1 protein-coding gene is annotated in these 21,821 nt (G+C 66.1%); it reads left to right on the forward strand.

Annotated features, from left to right (window positions below; genetic code table 11):
* The first annotated feature begins 13 nt into the window (after positions 1–13).
* A complete protein-coding gene (locus tag MTX35_RS09340) occupies positions 14–21,817 on the forward strand; it encodes a non-ribosomal peptide synthase/polyketide synthase (protein ID WP_243594718.1) in 21,804 nt (7,267 codons plus the stop codon).
* Positions 21,818–21,821 lie beyond the last annotated feature (4 nt).

The following is a 21,821-nucleotide window of genomic DNA, read 5'->3' on the forward strand; positions in this document are numbered from 1 at the left end:
GAGGAAAAGGTAGATGGCGGTAGGACGTCGAAGCGATGCAGCTCTGACGGTCGAGGACCTTCCGCGCTTGGTTCGGAGCGTCGCAGCGGTCGAACCCGATCGCGTAGCGCTCACGCACCTCGGTACGGAACTGACCTACGCCCGCCTGGACGAGGAGATCACCACCCTCGATGCGGCCATGGGAGGCGTCCTCGGCCCCGACGCGCTCGTTCCGGTGGTGCTGTCCAACACTGCTCCTGGCTTGATCGAGGCCACCGAGGGCGGTCTGGACGCGGTGGTGTCGACGGTCGTCGCCGACGCCGTCACAGTTCTCGGTGACGACGACGCGGTGTCGAGCGCGGCTACCCCCGAAGCCTCGACGCTGTACGCGCTGTTCGCCGATCGAGCCGAACGCACCCCGGACGCACCCGCCCTCGTCTTCGGTGAGGAGACCCGCAGCTACGCCGAGTTCGCCGCGTCGGTCGAGCGTCTCGCACGCGTTCTGATCGCACGCGGAGTGGGGCCCGATGCATCGGTGGGCCTGTCGATCCGTCGTTCGTTCGATCTGTTGGTGGGTATGTACGCCATCTCCGCGGCCGGCGGAGCCTACGTTCCACTGGACCCGGATCACCCGATCGACCGTCTGGGATATGTTCTCGACACCGCGAACCCCGTCCTGGTGCTGACGACCACGGACGATCTGCCGCAACTCCCCGAGGGGACCGCCACCGTTCTCGTCGACGACCTCGACCTGATCGATGTGCCCGCAGGACGGATCACCGATGCCGATCGACGGGCGGCCCTGACCGAGGACGACCTCGCGTACGTCATCTTCACCTCCGGTTCGACGGGACGCCCGAAGGGGGTGGCGGTGAGCCACCGCGCCATCGTCGCCAACATCTCCTGGCGTCAGCGCGAGTACACGATGAGTGCCACCGACGTCGTGTTGCAGAAGACTCCGTTCACGTTCGACGTGTCGGTGTGGGAGTTCTTCTGGCCGTTGCAGATCGGTGCCACGCTCGTCATCGCCGAGCCCGAGGGGCACCGTGACCCCGCCTATCTCGCGCGCATCATCGGCGAGTACGGCGTGACGGTGACCCACTTCGTACCGTCGATGCTGTCGGTCTATGTTGCCGAACCCACTGCCGCACAGACCGATTCGCTTCGAATGGTGTTCGCCTCGGGTGAGGCGCTGCCGGCGCGAACCGTCAACGCGTTCCATGCGATCTCGAACGCGGAATTGCACAACCTGTACGGTCCCACCGAGGCAGCCGTCGACGTCACGTACTACCGAACCCAGCAGGTGGAGGACGGCTCGGTACCGATCGGCGCTGCCGTCGACGACACCGACCTCTACGTGCTCGACGAGGGTCTGCGGCGCTCACCCCGGGGAGTCGAGGGAGAGCTCTATCTCGCGGGCGTGCAGCTCGCTCGCGGATATCTCGGACGCACGGACCTGACGTCCGATCGATTCGTCGCCGACCCGTTCGGTGAGCCGGGGGACCGGATGTACCGCACCGGCGACCTGGTGCGCCGACGCGCCGACGGCCTCATCGAGTACATCGGCCGCACCGACTTCCAGGTCAAACTCCGCGGCCTTCGCATCGAGTTGGGCGAGATCGAATCGGCTCTCCTCGCCGAGCCCGAGGTGACCCAGGCAGCTGTGCTCGTTCACGCCGACCCCGCGCAGGCACAGCTGGACGAACAGCTCGTCGCATACGTCGTCAGCTCGGACCCCGGCATCGACCACGAGGGTCTTGCCGACGCGGTGCGACGACGCATGCCGGAGTACATGGTGCCGTCGGTGTTCGTCGTCCTGGACGAGTTCCCGCTGAACGCGAGCGGCAAGCTCGACCGAAAGGCCCTGCCCGCGCCCGATTTCGCGTCGCTGGTGCGGGAGTACCGCGCACCGAGCACGGACACCGAGGCGGCCTTGGTCACGATCTTCGAGACCGTGCTCGGTATCGACCGTATCGGCGTCGACGACGATTTCTTCACGCTCGGAGGCAACTCTCTCAACGCCACCCGGGTGATTGCGCGGGTCAATGCCGAACGCGGGTCGGCCGTCGATGTTCGCGCGTTCTTCGACGCTCCGACGGTTGCCGAACTCGCGGCGGCCGTGGACGCGTCGGATTCGACCGATCGTCGAATTCCGTTGACGGCGCAGCCCGATCACGACGACGTGCCCCTGTCGCTGGCTCAACAACGCATGTGGTTCCTGAACAGATTCGAGCCCGACTCTGCGGTGAACAACATTCCGGTGGCCCTGACCCTGTCCGGGGCGCTCGATCTCGCCGCGCTGAGGGCTGCACTCGCCGACGTTCTCGATCGGCACGAATCGCTGCGGACCGTGTTCCCGGACCTCGACGGTGTTGGGTACCAGCATGTACTCCGATCCGATTCGGCGACAGTCGAACTGGAGATCTCTGAGGCGAATGCAGCGGACCTTCCGGCAACGCTGCTCGAGTTCGCACTGCGCCCCTTCGACCTCGCCGTCCACTTGCCCTTACGAACGTTGCTGCTCGCGCTGTCGGACACCGAGCACGTCCTTGCGTTCGTGGTGCACCACATCGCGGCCGACGGATTCTCCATGGGCCCGCTCACTCGCGACGTGGTGACGGCCTACGTTGCACGTACGAGCGGTCAGGCTCCCCAGTGGGCTCCGCTCGAAGTTCAGTACGCAGACTTCACGCTGTGGCAGAGAAAGGTTCTCGGCAGCGAGGACGACCCCGACTCGGTGCTCTTCGCTCAGCAGGAGTACTGGCGTGGACGCCTCGGTGGCGCTCCCGATCAGCTCGAACTGCCGACCGACCGGCCGCGTCCTGCCGTGGCCACCACCCGAGGCGGCACGTACAAGTTCGAGATCGACGCCGAGTTGGTCTCCGCGATCGAGAAGCTCGGCCGCGTTCACGGCGCGACGACCTTCATGGTGGTTCATGCGGCCCTGGCGATTCTTCTCGCCAAACTGTCTGCGAGCGAAGATATCTCGATCGGAACGCCTGTTGCCGGACGCGGTGATGCCGTGCTCGACAACGTCATCGGCATGTTCGTCAACACCTTGGTTCTGCGCACCGTGGTCGAACCCGACTCCACGTTCGAGGAATTCCTCCGCGAGGTCAGGGGCGTGGACCTCGCCGCGTTCTCGCACGCCGACGTGCCCTTCGAGAAACTGGTCGACGCCTTGGCACCGACACGGTCGCAAGCTCGGCATCCGCTCTTCCAGGTGATGCTCACGTTCCAGAACCTCGATCAGACGTCCGTGGAAGTTCCGGGACTTCGAGTGGCCGCACTCGACTACGAAGCCGATCTGGCCAAGTTCGACCTACAGGTGACCTTGTGGAATTCGGTTGCCGCAGAAGGTGTTCCATCCGGATTGACCGTCGCGCTGAGCTATGCTGCCGATCTCTTCGACGAATCGTCGATCGTGCAGCTGGGCAGCCGCTTCGTCCGTGTTCTGCGCGCCATCACGCAGTCGCCATCGACAGCGGTGGGAGATATCGACGTACTCGAGGCCGACGAGCGGTATCGAGCACTCGATCGCCTCCGCCCAGCCACGTCGACTGCGAAAGCGACCGACCTCGGCGCGCGATTCGAGGCCCAGGTCTCGGCCGATCCGGCTGCGACGGCCGTGACGTTCGACGGCGAATCGATCTCCTACGCGGAACTCTCCGCCCGGGCGAACCGTCTGGCGCGCGAGCTCATCGCTCGGGGCGCCGGCCCGGAAACCCTTGTTGCAGTGGCGCTGCCGCGATCGGCGGATCTGGTCGTCGCGTTGCTCGCAGTACTCGCGTCCGGAGCCGGCTACCTGCCGATCGACACGACCTACCCCGCCGAACGGCTGGAGTTCGTGTTGACGGACGCGCGGCCGGTTGCGATGGTGACCGGGTCCGACGCTCAGGGCAATCTTCCGGTGTCCGACATTCCGACGATCGCGGTCGATGCGTCGACCGTGTCCGCACGCAGTTCGGCACCGGTCACCGACGACGACCGGCTCCTGCCGCTGCACGTGGACAACACCGCCTACGTCATCTACACGTCGGGATCGACGGGAACGCCGAAGGGCGTTCGGATCTCGCATCGCAACGTCACCCAGCTGCTGGACAACACGGCCGATCTCTATCGATTCGACCGCACGGACGTGTGGACGATGTTCCATTCCTTCGCATTCGACTTCTCGGTGTGGGAGCTGTGGGCTCCGCTGCTGTCCGGGGGCCGGGTGGTGGTCGTGGACTTCTTCACCTCTCGATCGCCCGAAGCGATGGTCGAATTGCTGGTGCGTGAGCAGGTGACTGTTCTCAACCAGACGCCGTCGGCGTTCTATCAGTTGATCGAGGCTGCCCGCCGGGCCGGAGACTCGGTGGGCGAACTCGCTCTGCGTTACGTGATCTTCGGCGGCGAGGCGTTGGATCCCGATCGGCTCAGCGGCTGGTTCGAGCGCCACGGTGAACGAGCGGTACTGGTGAACATGTACGGCATCACCGAAACGACGGTGCACGTCTCGTTCCACGAGCTCGACCCGTCGTCGGCTCTGCGTTCGTCGGCCAGCCCGGTGGGTGACGCGATCCCGGGACTCGGCGTGTTCGTCCTGGATTCGCGATTGCAGCCGGTTGCTCCCGGTGTCGTGAGTGAGATGTACGTGGCCGGTGGGCAGCTCGCGCTCGGGTATCTCGAGCGACCGGATCTGACTGCTGTGCGCTTCGTCGCGCATCCCCACGGAGGGGACGGCGAGCGGATCTACCGCACGGGCGACCTGGCGCGGCTGACCGCCGACGGGGAACTGGACTACGTCGGTCGGAGCGACAGTCAGGTGCAACTGCGTGGCTTCCGAATCGAACTCGGCGAGGTCGAGGCCGTGCTCGAACGCCACGAATCGGTACTGCAGGCCGTGGTAGAGGTGCGTACCGACGACCGGCTCGGCGATCGACTGGTCGGCTACGTGGTGCCAGAGCACGGATCGGTCGTTGAGTCCGATGATCTTGCACAGTTCGCGGGCCGATTCCTGACGGGTTACATGGTGCCCGACGCGTTCGTGGTGTTGGATGCGCTGCCGCTCACTCCCAACGGCAAGCTCGATCGACGAGGTCTGCCCGATCCGGTCTTCGCGGCGCGAGAGTTTCGAGCTCCGTCCACGCCGGTGGAGGAGATCGTCGCGCAGGTGTTCGGTGACGTGTTGGGTGTCGATCGTGTCGGTGTCGATGACGATTTCTTCGCACTCGGCGGTAATTCGTTGGTGGCGACTCAGGTGGCGTCGAGGCTCGGCGTGGAACTGGGTGCATCGGTTCCGGTGCGAACTCTGTTCGAGGCAAGTTCCGTCGGTGCGCTCGCCGCGCGGATGGAGAGTCACGTCGGCGACGTCCAGGGATCCCCGCTGGTGCCCCAGAAGCGACCGGAGAACATTCCGCTTTCGCTTGCACAGCAGCGGATGTGGTTCCTCAACCGGTTCGAGCCCGAGTCCGCTGTGAACAACATCCCGGTGGCCATTCGGCTGTCCGGGAGTCTCGATGTCGATGCCCTCGGAGTAGCTGTCGCCGACGTGCTCGATCGTCATGAATCATTGCGGACCGTCTATCCGAGTGTCGATGGGTCGGGCTATCAGGTTGTGCTGCCGGTGGCTGCTGCGGTACCGGATCTGTCTCCGGTGCCTTCTTCGGTGAACACGATGGTGGGCGACGTGACGGCGTTCGTTTCTGCGGGGTTCGATGTGACGGTCTCGGTTCCGTTGCGCGCCAGACTGTTTCGCGTCGCCCACGACGAACATGTGTTGGTGGTCGTGGTACATCACATCAGTGCCGACGGTTGGTCGTTGGGGCCGCTGACTCGTGATGTCATGACCGCCTACGTGGCTCGCGCAGCCGGCGTTTCTCCGCACTGGGTGCCGCTGCCGGTGCAGTACATCGATTACGCGCTGTGGCAGCGTTCGGTTCTGGGTGCGGAGTCGGATCCTGCGAGCCTGATCTCGCGGCAGGCGGAGTACTGGCGTGGTGCGCTGGTGGACCTACCCGCCGAACTGTCGTTGCCGGTAGACCGTCCTCGACCCGCGGTTCAGTCCTATGTCGGTGGTCGCTTCGGGTTCGATATCGACGGCGATGTCCACACCGGTCTCGCTGACCTGGCGCGGACGTCCGGAACCACTCTGTTCATGGTGATGCATGCCGCTTTTGCGGTGTTCCTGGCGCGTATGTCGAACTCCGACGATGTTGCGGTGGGTACTGCGGTCGCCGGTCGTGGCGACGCTGCGCTCGACGATGTCGTCGGTATGTTCGTCAATACCCTGGTGTTGCGGACCGAGGTGGATCGTGCGCTCGGTTTCGACCGGATGCTCGCTGCCGTACGCGAAGTGGATCTGGCGGCGTTCGCCCATGCCGACATTCCGTTCGAGCGGCTGGTGGATCTGCTCGAACCCGAGCGGTCGACAGCGCGTCATCCGTTGTTCCAGGTGGCTATCGCGTTCGAGAATCTTCCGCCGAGTACGTTCGCGTTGCCGGGGTTGGAGGTCTCTGCCGTCGATTTCGAGATCGACACGGCGAAGTTCGATCTGTCGCTCACCCTGCACGAAGAGCCGGAGGGGGCCGGCCTCGCTGCAAGCTTCGTCTACGCTCGAGATCTGTTCGACGAGAACACGATCGAGGTGTTCGCCCGCCGTTTTCTATGGTTGCTCGAAGCGATCGTGGCGACACCGAACACCCCGGTGGGCGATCTGTCCATCCTCTACGACGACGAATACGACCGGCTCACACACGTCCACGGTGACGACGTGTTGGCCGGCGGCACTCTGGCCGAGATCTTCGCTGCCGGAGCCGCACTCGACCCGTCGGCGACCGCGATACGTTACGAGGGCCGGTCGATTTCCTACGCCGAACTCGACGCGACGTCCTCGCAGCTCGCCCGGGTGCTCATCGAGCGCGGGGCCGGCCCGGAATCCGTTGTGGCTCTGGGGCTCCAGCGCTCCTACCTCATGGTGCTCGCGGTCTGGGCAGTGGCGAAATCAGGAGCCGCACACCTACCCGTCGACCCGACGTACCCACAGGATCGCATCGCCCACATGGTCACGGACTCCGAGGCCGTACTTGGCCTGACCACACGGGCGCACTCGGCCCAGCTGGCCGCCGGACAGCAGGACCTGCTCTGGCTGAGTGTCGACGACGAGGAGTTCGTGGCCGAGGTCCGCACCCGCTCTGCCGAGCCGGTCACCGACGCGGACCGCCTACGACCCGTCACGTTCCAGAACCCGGCCTACGTCATCTACACCTCGGGCTCGACCGGCAAGCCGAAGGGCGTCGTCGTCACGCACGCCGGACTCGGCGGTGTACTCGACGCAGCAACCGATCTGTATCACCTGAAGCCGGCCTCGAGGTTCCTGCACGTCTGCTCGCCGAACTTCGACCCGTCGGTCCTGGAGTGGATGGCGGCGTTCTCCGTCGGCGCGACGTTGGTCGTAGTACCGGCATCGATTCTCGGTGGCACCGAGTTGTCCGATCTGCTGAAGTCCGAGCAGGTCACCCACGCCATCATCACGCCTGCTGTGCTTGGGACCATGGACCCGCACGGGATCGACTCGCTCGAAGTGCTTTCGGTCGGCGGCGATGTCACCACCCCGGAGTTGCTCGCACGGTGGGCACCGGGCCGCAAGTACTTCAACGGGTACGGGCCGACCGAGACCACGATCATCTCCAGCTTCGCCGAGTTGACGCCCGGCGAGCCGATAACCATCGGTCGACCGATTCACGGCATGTCCGTGCTCATCCTCGATTCCCGACTCGAACCGGTTCCGACCGGTGTCGCGGGTGACCTCTATCTGTCGGGCGGTGCGCTCGCTCGCGGCTATCTCGGTAGGCCCGGTCTGTCTTCCGAGCGCTTCGTGGCCAACCCGTACGGCATCGACGGCGCACGGATGTACCGCACCGGCGACGTCGTGCGATGGACGGACGACCTGCAGCTGCAGTTCGTCGGCCGCACCGACTTCCAGGTCAAGGTGCGCGGTTTCCGTATCGAGCTCGGCGAGATCGATTCCGCGCTCACCGCTGTTCCCGAGGTCGACTTCGCCGTCACTCTCGGGCACGAACTGCCCTCGGGTGTCACCACCCTGGTGTCCTACGTGCTGCCGACGCGTGGTTCCGTCGTCGACGTCGACGAGTTGACCGCCTTCGTCGGAAAATCATTGCCCGCGTATATGATTCCGTCGTCGATCATCGTTCTCGACACCGTTCCGCTGACCCCGGTGGGCAAGTTGGATCGTGCCGCGCTTCCCGCACCCGTGTTCGAGGCCCGTGAATTCCGAGCACCCACCACCGCGGTCGAAGAGATCGTCGCAGGAGTGTTCGCCGACGTCCTGCACGTCGATCGAGTGGGGCTGGACGACGACTTCTTCGCCCTGGGCGGTAACTCGTTGATCGCCACCCAGGTGGTCTCGCGATTGGGTGCCGCACTGGACACCGTCGTGCCGGTGCGCACGCTGTTCGAGAGCTCGACCGTGGCTGCACTGGTGGCGCACGTGGAGAGCGCCGTCGGTTCGGGTGGGCGAGCTGCACTCGTGGCGGGTCCGCGTCCCGAGCACCCGCCGCTCTCGCCTGCGCAGCAGCGGTACTGGTTCCTCAACCAGTTCGACACGACGTCGTCGGTGGACAACATTCCGTTCGCCGTGCGGTTGTCCGGCGAACTCGACGTCGCTGCGCTGCAGTCGGCGGTACGCGACGTCGTCGAACGCCACGAGTCTCTTCGTACCCGGTACCCGGACTCGGCGCGGGGCCCGTTCCAGCAGGTGCTCCCGGCGTCCGAGGTACCGATGGACCTCGCCGTTCGAAACGTGGCCGGTGCGAACGTCGTTGCCGCCGTGACCGAATTCTTCACGCGTGGCTTCGACGTCACCGCCGAGGTACCGGTCGACGCGCGCGTGTTCCGCGTCGACGAGAACGAGCACGTCTTGGCCTTCGTCGTCCACCACGTGTCGGCCGACGGCGCGTCGATGGGCCCGCTGGCCGTCGACGTCATGACCGCATACACCGCGAGATCTGCAGGGACGGCTCCGGACTGGGAGCCGCTCGAGGTGCAGTACGTCGACTTCGCGCTGTGGCAGCGAACCGTGCTCGGTACCGAATCGGATCCTGATTCGGTTGCAGCGCAGCAGGTGTCGTTCTGGAAGGATGCGCTCGCCGAGCTGCCGGATCAACTGGTACTGCCCACCGATCGCCCGCGCCCGCCGGCACAGAGTTTCCGCGGCGATGCCGTGCGGTTCACCGTCGACGCCGGCACGCACGCCGCTCTCGCCGAACTCGGGCGTACCGAACAGGCGACGTTGTTCATGGTGGTGCACTCGGCATTCGCGGTGTTGCTCGCACGCCTGTCCGGTTCCGAGGACATCGCTGTCGGAACGCCCATCGCCGGCCGCGGTGAGCGGGCTCTCGATTCGATGATCGGTATGTTCGTCAACACCCTGGTGTTCCGGTCGTCTGTCGAATCGTCGATGACCTTCCGTCAGTTGCTCGCTCAGGCCCGTGAGCGGGACCTGGCCGCGTTCGCGCACTCCGACGTTCCGTTCGAGCGTCTCGTGGAGGTGCTGAACCCGGTGCGGTCGACGGCGCGCAACCCGTTGTTCCAGGTAGGACTGTCCTTCCAGAACCTTGCCGAGTCGACGTTCGAGCTGCCGGGTCTGACGGTGAGTGCCGTCGAGGCGGATGCGGTGACTGCGAAAACCGACCTGCAACTGTCGATCTCGGATCTTTATGCCCCGGACGGCTCGCCCGCGGAACTGTCGGCCGAATTCAGTTATGCCACCGACCTTTTCGATCGCGCCACGGTCGAGGGGTTCGCCGACCGGTTCGTTCGCCTCCTCGCCGCCGTGGCCGAGGACCCGTCGGCCGTCGTCGGCGACCTCGAGCTGCTCTCGCCCGAAGAGCACACCCGGATCGTGCGCACGTGGAACGACACCGACCACGATGTCGACGCGTCGCAGACGCTGGTATCGCTGTTCGATCGACAAGTGCAGAATCAGCCCGACGCGATCGCGGTGGTCCATGCGGGACAGCCGTTGTCCTACGGCGAGTTCGATCGTCGAATCAACCGGTTGGCCCGCATCCTGATCGGTGCCGGCGTCGGCCCGCAGGTGACGGTTGCCCTGGCGATCAGGCGCTCGGTGGATCTGCTCGTCGCGATGTACGCCGTCGCCAAGGCCGGCGGGGCGTACGTACCCATCGACCCGGATCAGCCGACGGATCGTAACGCCTACATTCTCGACGTTGCCGCTCCCGCTCTGGTATTGAGCACTGCGCGGGACGATGTCGACGTCGAGTCGATTCCGGTTCTGCTCGTCGACACCGATCCTCGACTGCTCGACGCAGAGGTCTCGGACGCGCCCGTCACCGACAGTGAGCGTTTGTCGCCGTTACGGCCCGCGAACACCGCGTACGTCATCTTCACGTCCGGATCCACCGGCCGTCCCAAAGGTGTTGCGGTCGGTCATGCCGCCATCGTCAACCAGCTGCTGTGGCAGAGCGCCCATTACGGACTGGGCAGCACCGACCGAGTGCTGCTCAAGACCGCGGCCACCTTCGACCTGTCGGTGTGGGAGTTCTGGGTCGCCACCGTCTCCGGTGGTGCGATCGTCGTCGCCGACGCCGAGGGTCACCGCGATCCCGCCTACCTCGTCGATCTGATGAACCGGGAATCGGTGACGACACTGCACACCGTGCCGTCCGTGCTCGACGCGTTGGTCACGGCGTCGGCGGGCGCACTGCCCGAACACCTGACGCGGATCCTGGCGATCGGCGAGGCGCTGCCGGTGGCGACGGCCGAGCGCGCACTACGCAGTTCTGCTGCGCGACTGGACAATCTGTACGGGCCGACCGAGGCCGCGGTCTCGGTGACCTCGCACCGGGTGACGACCGTCGACGGCACAACGGTTCCCATCGGTGGCCCGGAGTGGAACACCCGTGTCTACGTGCTCGACTCGCGTCTGGCTCCCGTTCCGGTCGGCGTCGCAGGCGAGCTCTACCTCGCGGGTGCGCAGCTGGCCGACGGGTACTTCGCCCGGCCGGACCTGAGCGCCGAGCGATTCGTCGCGGACCCGTTCACCCCCGGCGGCCGCCTGTACCGCACCGGTGACCTCGTATCCTGGCGCGCCGACGGCGAACTGGACTACGTCGGCCGCACCGACTTCCAGGTGAAGATTCGCGGTTTCCGTATCGAGCTCGGCGACATCGATGCCGCTCTCGGATCGCTCGACGACATTCGCGACGTCGCCGTGATCGCTGTCGAGGACACGGGATCAGGCGCGCGGCTCGTGGCCTACCTCGTGCCCGCCGATGGGGTGACGCTGGATCAGGACGGCATCCGTCGAGCACTCGCCGAACGTCTGCCGTCGTACATGATCCCGCCGGCCTTCGTTGTGCTCGACGCTCTTCCGCGCGGCGTCAACGGCAAGCTGGATCGACAGGCGCTCCCCGAACCGCAGTTCGAGACAGCCGAATTTCGCGCACCGACCAACCCGGTGGAAGAGGCCGTTGCGGCGGTCTTCGCCGAGGTTCTCGCGGTCGAGCGCGTGGGTCTGGACGACGACTTCTTCGCGCTCGGCGGTAACTCGTTGATCGCCACTCAGGTGGTCTCCCGGCTGGGGGCGGCGCTCGATACTCAGGTGCCGGTCCGCTCGATCTTCGAGTCTCCGACGGTGCAGTCGCTCGCACGTGCGATCGAGTCCGAGGTGGGTACCGGTGCGCGCCGGGCACTGACGGCTCGAACGCGACCGGACTCGGTGCCGCTGTCGATGGCGCAGCAGCGCATGTGGTTCCTGAGCCAGTTCGATCCGACCTCCGCCGTCAACAACATCCCGGTGGCAATTCGGTTGTCCGGCAACGTCGATGTCGATGCACTCACCGGCGCCGTGTACGACGTGCTGGCACGGCACGAGATTCTGCGCACCGTGTACCCGGAGGTCGACGGACGAGGACATCAGGTGGTGCTCGGTACCGCGGAGGCCGGCGTGACGGTCGCCGTCGAGGACGTCGCCGAGACTTCGATCGAGCAGGCCCTGCGCGACTTCGTGTCCGCGGGATTCGACGTGACCCGAGCTGTTCCGGTCCGAATCCGGATCCTGCGAGTGAGCGAGACCGAGCACGTACTGGCATTCGTCGCCCACCACATCGCCGCGGACGGCTTCTCTATGGGACCCCTGACGCGCGACGTCATGGTGGCCTACACCGCACGTGCCGCGGGGGAGAGCCCGCAGTGGGCACCACTTCCGGTGCAGTACGCGGACTACGCTTTGTGGCAACGCGAGGTGCTCGGTTCCGAGGACGACCCCGATTCGCCATTGGCGAAGCAGCTCGCCTACTGGACGTCGGCTCTGGCCGGTGCCCCGGCGCAGCTCGATCTCGCGACCGACCGGCCGCGCCCGGCGGTGGCGTCGTACCGAGGTGCGGCGTACAACTTCTCGATCGACGCGGCACTGCAGGCGAACATCGCTCGGGCCGCCCGAGCCGGCAACGCCACGAACTTCATGGTGGTGCACACCGCGCTCGCCGTGCTCCTCGGTGCGATGGCGGGTACCGACGACGTGACGATCGGGACCCCGGTCGCCGGCCGCGGTGACGCGGATCTGGACGAGCTCGTCGGCATGTTCGTCAACACGCTCGCGCTCCGTACCGCGGTCGACCCTGCGGCAACGTTGCGCGAGCAACTCGCCGCTGTCCGTGAGGCCGACCTCGGTGCCTTCGGACACGCCGACGTTCCGTTCGAGCGCCTCGTCGACGAGCTGGCCCCGGACCGATCTCAGGCTCGTCACCCGATCTTCCAGGTGATGCTGACGTTCCAGAACCTGAACCGTCAGACGTTGGCCTTGCCGGGGTTGAGCGTCGAGGGCATCGATCTCGGTAGCGCGTTCGCGAAATTCGACCTGCAGGTGACGCTGTGGGAGAACACCGACGAACACGGTGCTCCCGCCGGCATGGACGTTCAATTCGATTACGCCACAGATCTCTTCGAGGAATCCAGCATGGCCTCCCTCGGGAGACGGCTCGTCCGGGTGCTGCACGCGCTCACCGACACACCGGGCGGGGTCGTCGGCGACATCGACATCCTCGAGGACGGTGAACGTACCCGCGTCCTCGAGGAGTGGAACGCCACCGCACACGAGGTGGATCCCGGCGCAACGCTGGTGTCGCTGTTCGAGAACCGAGTTGCCGAGTCCGCGGACAACACCGCCACGAGCTTCCTCGACGATCGGGTGACATACCGCGAATTCTCCGAGCGGGTCAACGCGCTCGCGCGTCTGCTCATCGCCGAGGGAGTCGGCCCGGAAACCGTGGTGGCCACAGCCATGCGCCGCTCGATCGACATGCTGACGGGTATCTACGCCGTACTCGCCGCCGGTGGTGCCTACGTCCCGGTGGACCCGGATCTACCGGCCGAACGAATCGGCTACATCCTGGACACAGCGGCACCGGTGGTGCTGCTCACGACCGAGCACGACGGCACAGGTCTCGTCACCGACGCCGCCAGGATCCTGGTCGACACCGTCGACACGACAGGTCTGTCCACGGCACCGGTGACCGATGCCGAGCGAACCGCACCGCTGCGACCGGCGGACACCGCGTACGTCATCTTCACCTCCGGCTCCACCGGTCGCCCCAAAGGCGTTGCGGTCAGCCACGAAGCGATCGTCAACCGTCTGCTGTGGATGCAGGACGAGTACCGCCTCACCGAGCAGGACAAGGTGTTGCAGAAGACGCCGGTCACGTTCGACGTGTCGGTGTGGGAGCTGTTCTGGCCGTTGCAGATCGGAGCCGAACTCGTCATCGCGGTGCCCGACGGCCATCGTGATCCGGCATATCTGGTGAGCACCGTCGCCGAACGCGGCGTGACGGTCGCGCACTTCGTGCCGTCGTTGTTGGCCGTGTTCGCCGCCGCGGACGGCGTCTCGAACTGCACCGGTCTGCGCGCGGTGTTCGCCTCCGGTGAGGCACTACCCGCATCGGTGGCAGCCGCACTGCGCACTGCTCTGCCCTCAACCGAGCTGCACAACCTCTACGGCCCGACCGAGGCCGCTGTCGACGTCACGTATCACCGCGTCGCGCCGTCGGATACCGTGTCGGTTCCCATCGGTGCACCGGTGTGGAACACGAGGGTGACCGTGCTCGACGCGCGACTGCACCCCGTGCCCATCGGGGTTCCCGGAGAGCTGTATCTCGCCGGGCGGCAACTGGCCCGCGGATACCTCGGCCGCCCCGACCTGACCGCCGACCGGTTCGTCGCCGATCCGCACGGCGCAGCCGGCTCGCGGATGTATCGCACCGGAGACCTGGTGCGCTGGAACGCAGACGGCGAGCTCGAGTACCTCGGCCGCACCGACTTCCAGGTCAAACTCCGAGGCCTGCGGATCGAACTCGGCGAGATCGAAGCCGCTCTGACCGCAGACCCGTCGGTCGATCAAGCCGTGGTTCTCGTGCGCAGGACGCCGTCGGCAGGTGAACTACTGGTCGGATACGTCGTTCCTGTCGCCGGGGAGACGATCGACACCGCAGCGGTCACCGCGTCGGTTGCCACCCTGGTTCCGGAATACATGGTTCCGGCCGGGCTCATCGTGCTCGATGCCCTGCCACTGGGGCCGAACGGCAAGCTCGACCGCAGAGCACTACCCGAACCGGAATTCGGCAGCGATGCCGAGTTCCGCACGGCGACAACCGACACCGAACGCGTCATTGCCGAGGTCTTCGCGGACGTCCTCGGCCTCGACACGGTCGGGGTAGACGACTCGTTCTTCGCGCTCGGCGGGGACAGCATCGTCTCGATTCAGCTCGTCTCTCGCGCCAAGGCCAGGGGCGTTCAATTCGGGCCGCGAGATGTGTTCGAGCGCAAGACCGTTGCCGGTCTCGCCGAGGTCGCCGTGATCGTCGGCGAGGGCAGTGACGCGGTCGTGCTCGAGGAACTCGACGGTGGTGGCGTCGGCTGGATGCCGCTACCCCCGTTCGGCGTGGCGATGATCGAGCGCGGCGGCGGGTGGTCACGCTTCCATCAGGCCGTCACGCTGGAGCTGCCGCTCGGTATCGACCGAGACGGGATTCTCGCCACGGTGACCGCAGTGGTCGATCGACACGATGTGCTGCGGTCCACCCTGGTACACGACGACCGCGGCTGGGGCCTCGATGTTGCGCGCACCGGTACCGTCGACGTGGATGCGTTTCTCACCCGGGTCGATACCGGTTCGGCCGCAACAATATTCGACGATGCAGTCGGAACACTCGACCCCACGGCCGGGCGCATGCTGGCCCTTGTCTGGGTCGATCGAGGACCCGAGCAACCGGGCACGCTGACCGTCGCGGCGCACCACCTCGTGATCGACGGTGTGTCGTGGCGAATTCTGGTCCCCGACTTCGTGTCCGCCTGGGCTCAGGTGTCCGGGGGAGTGGACCCGAGCCTTCCCGAGGTCGGAACCTCGATGCGGCGGTGGACCCATGCTCTGGTCGACGCGGCAGCGAGCGAAGCGCGGCTGGCCGAGTTGCCGCTGTGGCGTTCGATCGCCGACACCGAGGATCCCGTGCTGGGCAACCGCCCCTTCGATCCCGCGGTCGACGTCGTGGCGACGCTCGAACGGGTGAACATCGAACTGGCACCCGACGTCACGCGCACCTTGCTGACCACCGTTCCGGAGATTTTCCGCGGTGGAGTGGGCGACGGGTTGTTGGCCGGACTCGCTCTGGCCGTCACGAGACTGCGGTCCGAGCGCGGCGTCACCGCACCGGCAACGCTGGTGCAGCTCGAAGGCCACGGCCGCGAGGAAGCGGTGGTCCCCGGAGCTGATCTGGGTCGCACCGTCGGCTGGCTGACCAGCCTGTTCCCCGTCCGCCTCGACCTGACCGGAATCGACGTCGACGCTGCGTTCGCAGGAGGGTCGCAGCTCGGCGATGCCGTCAAGGCCGTCAAGGAACAGATGCTGGCGCTGCCCGATCGAGGCATGGGCTGGGGACTGCTCCGTTACCTGAACTCCGAGACCGCTGCCGAACTGGCGGAACTCGGGACCGGACAGATCAGCTTCAACTACCTGGGTCGGGTCAACGTCGGCGAGGTCCCGGAGGAGATGAAGTCGCTCGGCTGGCTGCCGGCTGCCGACGGTGAGCTCTCCGCACCCGGTGACGCCGACATGGCGGCGAACAAGACGATCGACATCAATGCGATCGTGCTCGACACCGACGAGGGCGGCGTCCTGAGTGCGAGCTTCGCATTCCCGACCGGAGCCGTGTCCACGGACACGGTCGAGCGCATCGCCGGGCTGTGGTCCGACGCGTTGACGGCGCTGGCCACGTACGCCGAGGCACCCGGCTCGGGTGGCCTGACCCCGTCGGACGTGCCGCTGGTGGCGCTCTCGCAGGCCGACATCGCGTCCTTCGAAACGCGCCACCCGCAGCTGACCGACATCTGGTCGCTGTCTCCGTTGCAGCAAGGACTGCTGTTCCACGCGTTGTTCGCCGATGCGTCGATCGACGTCTACACCATGCAGGTCGTACTCGACCTGGCCGGCGAGGTGGACGCCGAACGGTTGCATCACGCTGCCCAGACGCTGCTGGACCGGTACGACAATCTGCGTACCTCGTTCACCGCGACCGCAGACGGTGAGACGGTGCAGATCGTCCATCAGGACGTCCTTCTGCCCTGGACGACGATGGATCTGTCGCACCTGGCCGAGCCGGAACGCGGCACAGCCGTCGCCGATGCGCTGGCGGCGGAGCAGCGACGACACTTCGACGTCTCCACCGCACCGCTGCTGCGCTTCATGCTGGTACGGATCACCCCGACCACCTACAAGCTCGCGATGACCAACCATCACGTGCTCCTCGACGGCTGGTCTCTGCCGCTGGTGATGAAGGAACTGTTGTATCTGTACGCCGCTCGGGGTTCCACGGCGTCGATGCCGAGGGTTCGCTCGTACCGCTCGTACCTGGCATGGCTGAACCAACAGGACCCGGCCGTGTCACTCGATGCGTGGACCACGGCGCTTGCCGGAGTCGAGGAGCCGACGTTCGTCGCACCGCCGAGTGCGGGACGAGAGATTTCTGCACGTTCGTCCGAGACGGAGCTATTCGTCGATGCCCAGACCACCGCGTCGCTGGTGGCGCTCGGTGGCAGACTCGGCGTCACCGTCAACACGCTGGTGCAGGCGGCGTACGGCCTGCTGATCGCACACATCACCGGTCGCACCGATGTCGTGTTCGGCGCGACGGTCTCCGGACGTCCCGCTGCTCTTCCCGGCGTCGAGTCGATGATCGGGCTGTTCATCAACACCATCCCGGTACGGGTTCGATTCGATCCCGCCGACACGGTGGAGAACTACCTGGTCCGGATTCAGGGTGAACAAGCAGACCTGCTCGACCACCATCACATGGGACTCGTCGACATCCAACGGGCGATCGGAATGGGGAATCTGTTCGACACCCTCACCATCTTCGAGTCCTACCCGGTGGACGAAGCTCAGTTGACGCAGCAGGCGGCAGCGATCGACGGGATGACCGTCGAGGCGGTGAGCTCCAACGACAACACCCACTACCCGTTGACGTTGTTGGTCGTGGCCGAGGATCGAATCTCGTTCACGCTCAAGTACATCAGCGATCTGTTCGACGCTGCGTACGTCGAATCCATCCTGTCCCGGCTGGTCGGTGTTCTGGAGACCTTCGTCTCCGACACCACTGCGCCGATCGGCGATATCGACCTCCTCGGTGCGCACGAACGTATCCGAGTTGTCGAGACCTGGAACGACACCGCGCACGAGATCGACGCAGGCACCATGCTGACCGCGCCGTTCAGGGCTCGTGTTGCGGCGAACCCGGACGCTCCGGCCGTGGTGTTCGAGGACACGACCATCACGTATGTGGAGTTCTCGAATCGCGTCAATCGTCTGGCGCGGCATCTGATTTCGCTCGGCGTGGGCCCGCAGTCCCTCGTCGCTCTCGGTATGAGGCGCGGCATCGATCTGATGGTCGGCATGTACGCCGTCCTCGAAGCCGGTGGTGCCTACGTACCGATCGATCCGGACCACCCGGCCGAGCGGATCGAGTACATCCTCGACACCGCGGTGCCCGTCGCAGTTCTGTCGACGAGCCACGATCGGACGGGTCTGCCGGAGCGGTTCCCGATTCTCGAACTGGACACGGTCGATCTCGCGTCGTACCCGGCAGGTGCCGTGGCCGATGCCGATCGACTGGCACCGATGCGCGCTGCGAACACCGCCTACGTCATCTTCACCTCGGGTTCGACCGGTCGCCCCAAGGGTGTTGCGGTGCCGCACCGCGCCATCGTCAACCAGATGGCATGGATGCTGAAGGAATACCCCCTCGACGCGTCGGACGTGTATCTGCAGAAGACCGCCACGACGTTCGACGTGTCGCTGTGGGGATTCTTCATGCCACTCCAGGTGGGTGCGACCCTCGTTCTCGCAACCCCCGACGGCCACCGCGACCCGGCGTACGTCGCGGAGCGCATCGCCCGGCACGGCGTCACCGTCACGGATTTCGTTCCGTCGATGCTCACGGTGTTCGCCGCGTACGCCACAGCCGATCAGTGCCGTTCGCTTCGGCATGTCTTCGTGGTGGGTGAAGCGCTTCCGCCGGAAACGGTGGCGGACTTCCGTGCGATCAGCTCGGCCGGTGTCCACAACCTGTACGGTCCGACCGAAGCTGCTGTGTCGGTGACCTACTGGCAGACCGGGCCTGCGGACGTGAGTACGGTGCCGATCGGCGCACCGCAATGGAACACCCAGACCTACGTCCTCGACAGCAGGCTGCATCCGGTGGCTGCAGGCACCGCAGGCGAGCTGTATCTCGCGGGCACCCAGCTCGCCGACGGCTATCTCGGCCGCGTCGACCTGACCGTGGACCGCTTCGTGGCCAACCCGTTCGCGGCGAACGGTGATCGCATGTATCGAACCGGCGACCTGGTGAAGTGGCGTCCGGTGGACGGCGAGATCGGTGTACTCGAGTACATCGGCCGCACCGACTTCCAGGTCAAGTTCCGCGGCCTGCGGATCGAGCTGGGTGAGATCGAGACCGCGCTGCTGACCCATCCCGACATCAACCAGGCCACTGCCGTGGTCGCCACCACCGGTACCGGGGATCAGCTCGTCGGATACGTCGTTCCGGCGCCGGGCCGCACGCTGGACCCGGCCGAGGTGCGCACCTTCGTCAGCGGTGCCCTGCCTGCGTACATGGTGCCGGCGACGGTGATGGTGCTCTCCGAGTTCCCGCTGAACACGAGCGGCAAGCTGGACCGGAAAGCGTTGCCGGAGGCGGTCTTCGAGGCCAAGGCGTTCCGCGCTCCTTCGACACCCGTCGAGGAGATCGTGGCGCAGATCTACGCCGAACTGCTCGGTGTGAAGCGCGTCGGATCGGACGACGACTTCTTCGATCTCGGCGGAAACTCGCTCATCGCCACCCGGGTCGCCGCGCGCGTTGCTGCGGCGCTCGGTAAGAAGGTCGGTGTTCGCGATCTGTTCGAGGCGTCCACGGTCTCCGCACTCGCGGCTCGCGCCGAATCACGTATCGACGACGACGCCGTGCCGTTGCGCCGGCGGGTACCCGGCGGACGGGTTCCGCTCTCGCTCGCTCAACAGCGCATGTGGGTGCTCAACCGACTCGACCCCGATTCCGGTGCGTACAACATGCCGCTTGCGCTGCGTCTACGAGGTGGACTGGACATCGCTGCACTGCAGGCTGCGGTGACGTCGACGGTCGAGCGGCACGAATCACTTCGTACCCGGTACCCGGAGAACTCGGACGGATCGCCCTACCAGGAGATCCTGGACGCCGCGGGTGTCGTTCCCGACCTGACCCCCGTCGACGCGCCCGACGACGCAGACACTGCCGATCGAATCCGCGAGCTGATTCACGGCGGCTTCGACGTCACCGTGGCACCACCGATCCGCGGATCCCTGTTCCGCACCGGCCCGGACGAGTACGTGTTCGTCATCGTGATGCACCACATCAGCGGGGATGGTGCTTCCATGATGCCCCTTGCACGTGACGTCATGACCGCCTACCTGGCTGCGACCTCCGGAAACGCGTACACCCCCGAGCCACTGACGGTGCAGTACGCCGACTTCGCGGTCTGGCAGCGTCAGGTGCTGGGATCGGACAGCGATCCCAGCTCGATTCTGTCCCAGCAGTTGGCATTCTGGGCGGACGAGCTGGCCGGCATCACCCCGGTCGTGTCGCTACCGTGGGACCGACCGCGCTCGGCTGCCGCAACACTGCGTGGCGCGAGTGTGACCACCGAGCTCGACGAGTCGACACACGCCCGGCTCGTTGCGCTCGCCCGCGAGAACAACGCAACTCTGTTCATGGCGCTGCACGCCGTGTTGGGCGTGCTGCTCTCGCGAATGAGCGGATCCCGCAATTTCGCCGTCGGCACGCCGATTGCGGGCCGTGGGCACGAGCAACTCGACGGACTGGTCGGCATGTTCGTCAACACACTGGCACTGCGCACCGACGTCGACCCCGACGTCACATTCGTGGACTTGTTGAACACCGTGCGCGAGAACGATCTTCGGGCTTTTGCCAACTCCGATGTGCCGTTCGAGCGGGTGGTCGACACGATCGCGCCGGATCGGAACGCCGGCTACTCACCGCTGTTCCAGACGGTCCTGTCCGTCGAGCCACACGGGGAGGCACGCTTCGAGCTGCCGGATCTGGTGGTGGAACCCGTCAGTGGCTTCGAGCCGACGGCGAAGTTCGATCTACAGGTCACGGTGGAGACACAGCCAGCCGACGGGGATGGCGGAACCGGAATCGTGACCGTGGAATGGGTGTACGCCGCCGACATCTTCGACGAGTCCACCGTGGCGTCGCTGGCAGCGCGATTCACCCGCATCGCCGAGGAGGTGGCAGCAACATCGTCGGTGATCGTCGGCGACATCGACGTGTTGGATGTCGACGAACGAGCGGCCCTGTCCGAAGTCCGAGAGACCGAGGGATCCGGCGCGGTGCCGGTCCGATCGGATCTCACTCTGCCGCAGGTGCTCACGATGTCGGTGGACGCCGACCCCGATGCGCCCGCGTTGTCCTCCGGCGGTGTCGAGACGACCTATCGGGAGCTCGACGAGCGCTCGTCGCGTCTGGCCAGACTGTTGATCGAGCGAGGTGTCGAGCCGGGCGTCGTCGTCGCCGACGCGGTACAGGATGGCGTGCAGTCCGTCGTGACGCGGTGGGCCGTGGCGAAGGCGGGTGGTGCCGTCGCTCCGGTCGATCCGACCGGCGCGGCCGACACACAGTCGATGCCCCCGCGGACGGGTGCGTCGGTTCTCGTTCTCGACGCCGAGGACGCACCGGCGTGGGCCGGGTCGACGACGGTTGTCCGACTGGGTCGCAACGACGTCGCCGATGCGATCGCTGCACATTCGCCGCGGCCGGTGACCTACACGGATCGGACCGCGGTACTCGGGCCCGACAGCCCAGCCCTGGTCGGCAACGACGGAACCGTCGTCGACCACGGGACACTCGCCGCACTGGCGGCGCACGCCGTCACCGACTGGGTGGTTGCCTACGATTCGCGACTTGCGGTTCCCGACCGTTTCGACAGTGCGCAGGCGGTGTTTGCCGGAGTCGTCGCGGTGACCGCGGGCGCAGCACTGGTTCTGGACCGAGCGGAGTCGGCCGAGGACGCCGCCGAGATCGTGTCCGCCGAATGGGTGACGCACGCTTTCCTCACCGCGGCGGCCATCACCGCGGTCGGAGAGTGGGAACCGGGTGATCTGGAGGATCTCGTCGCTCTCGTGTCGGTCGACGGTGACCGACACGAGGTACCGACGGGCGGCACCCCGATACACCGTCTGCCCGCACAGATCGTGCCGGACCGACCGATAGGCTGAGGCG

Origin of the sequence: Rhodococcus sp. ARC_M12, from assembly GCF_022810385.1 — a bacterium.
In the GTDB taxonomy this organism is placed as follows: Bacteria; Actinomycetota; Actinomycetes; order Mycobacteriales; family Mycobacteriaceae; genus Rhodococcoides; species Rhodococcoides navarretei.

What these genes read in the sequence shown, in the direction of transcription:
- MTX35_RS09340 (WP_243594718.1), top strand. Translation starts at nt 14, where the DNA reads ATGGCGGTAGGACGTCGAAGCGATGCAGCTCTGACGGTCGAGGACCTT.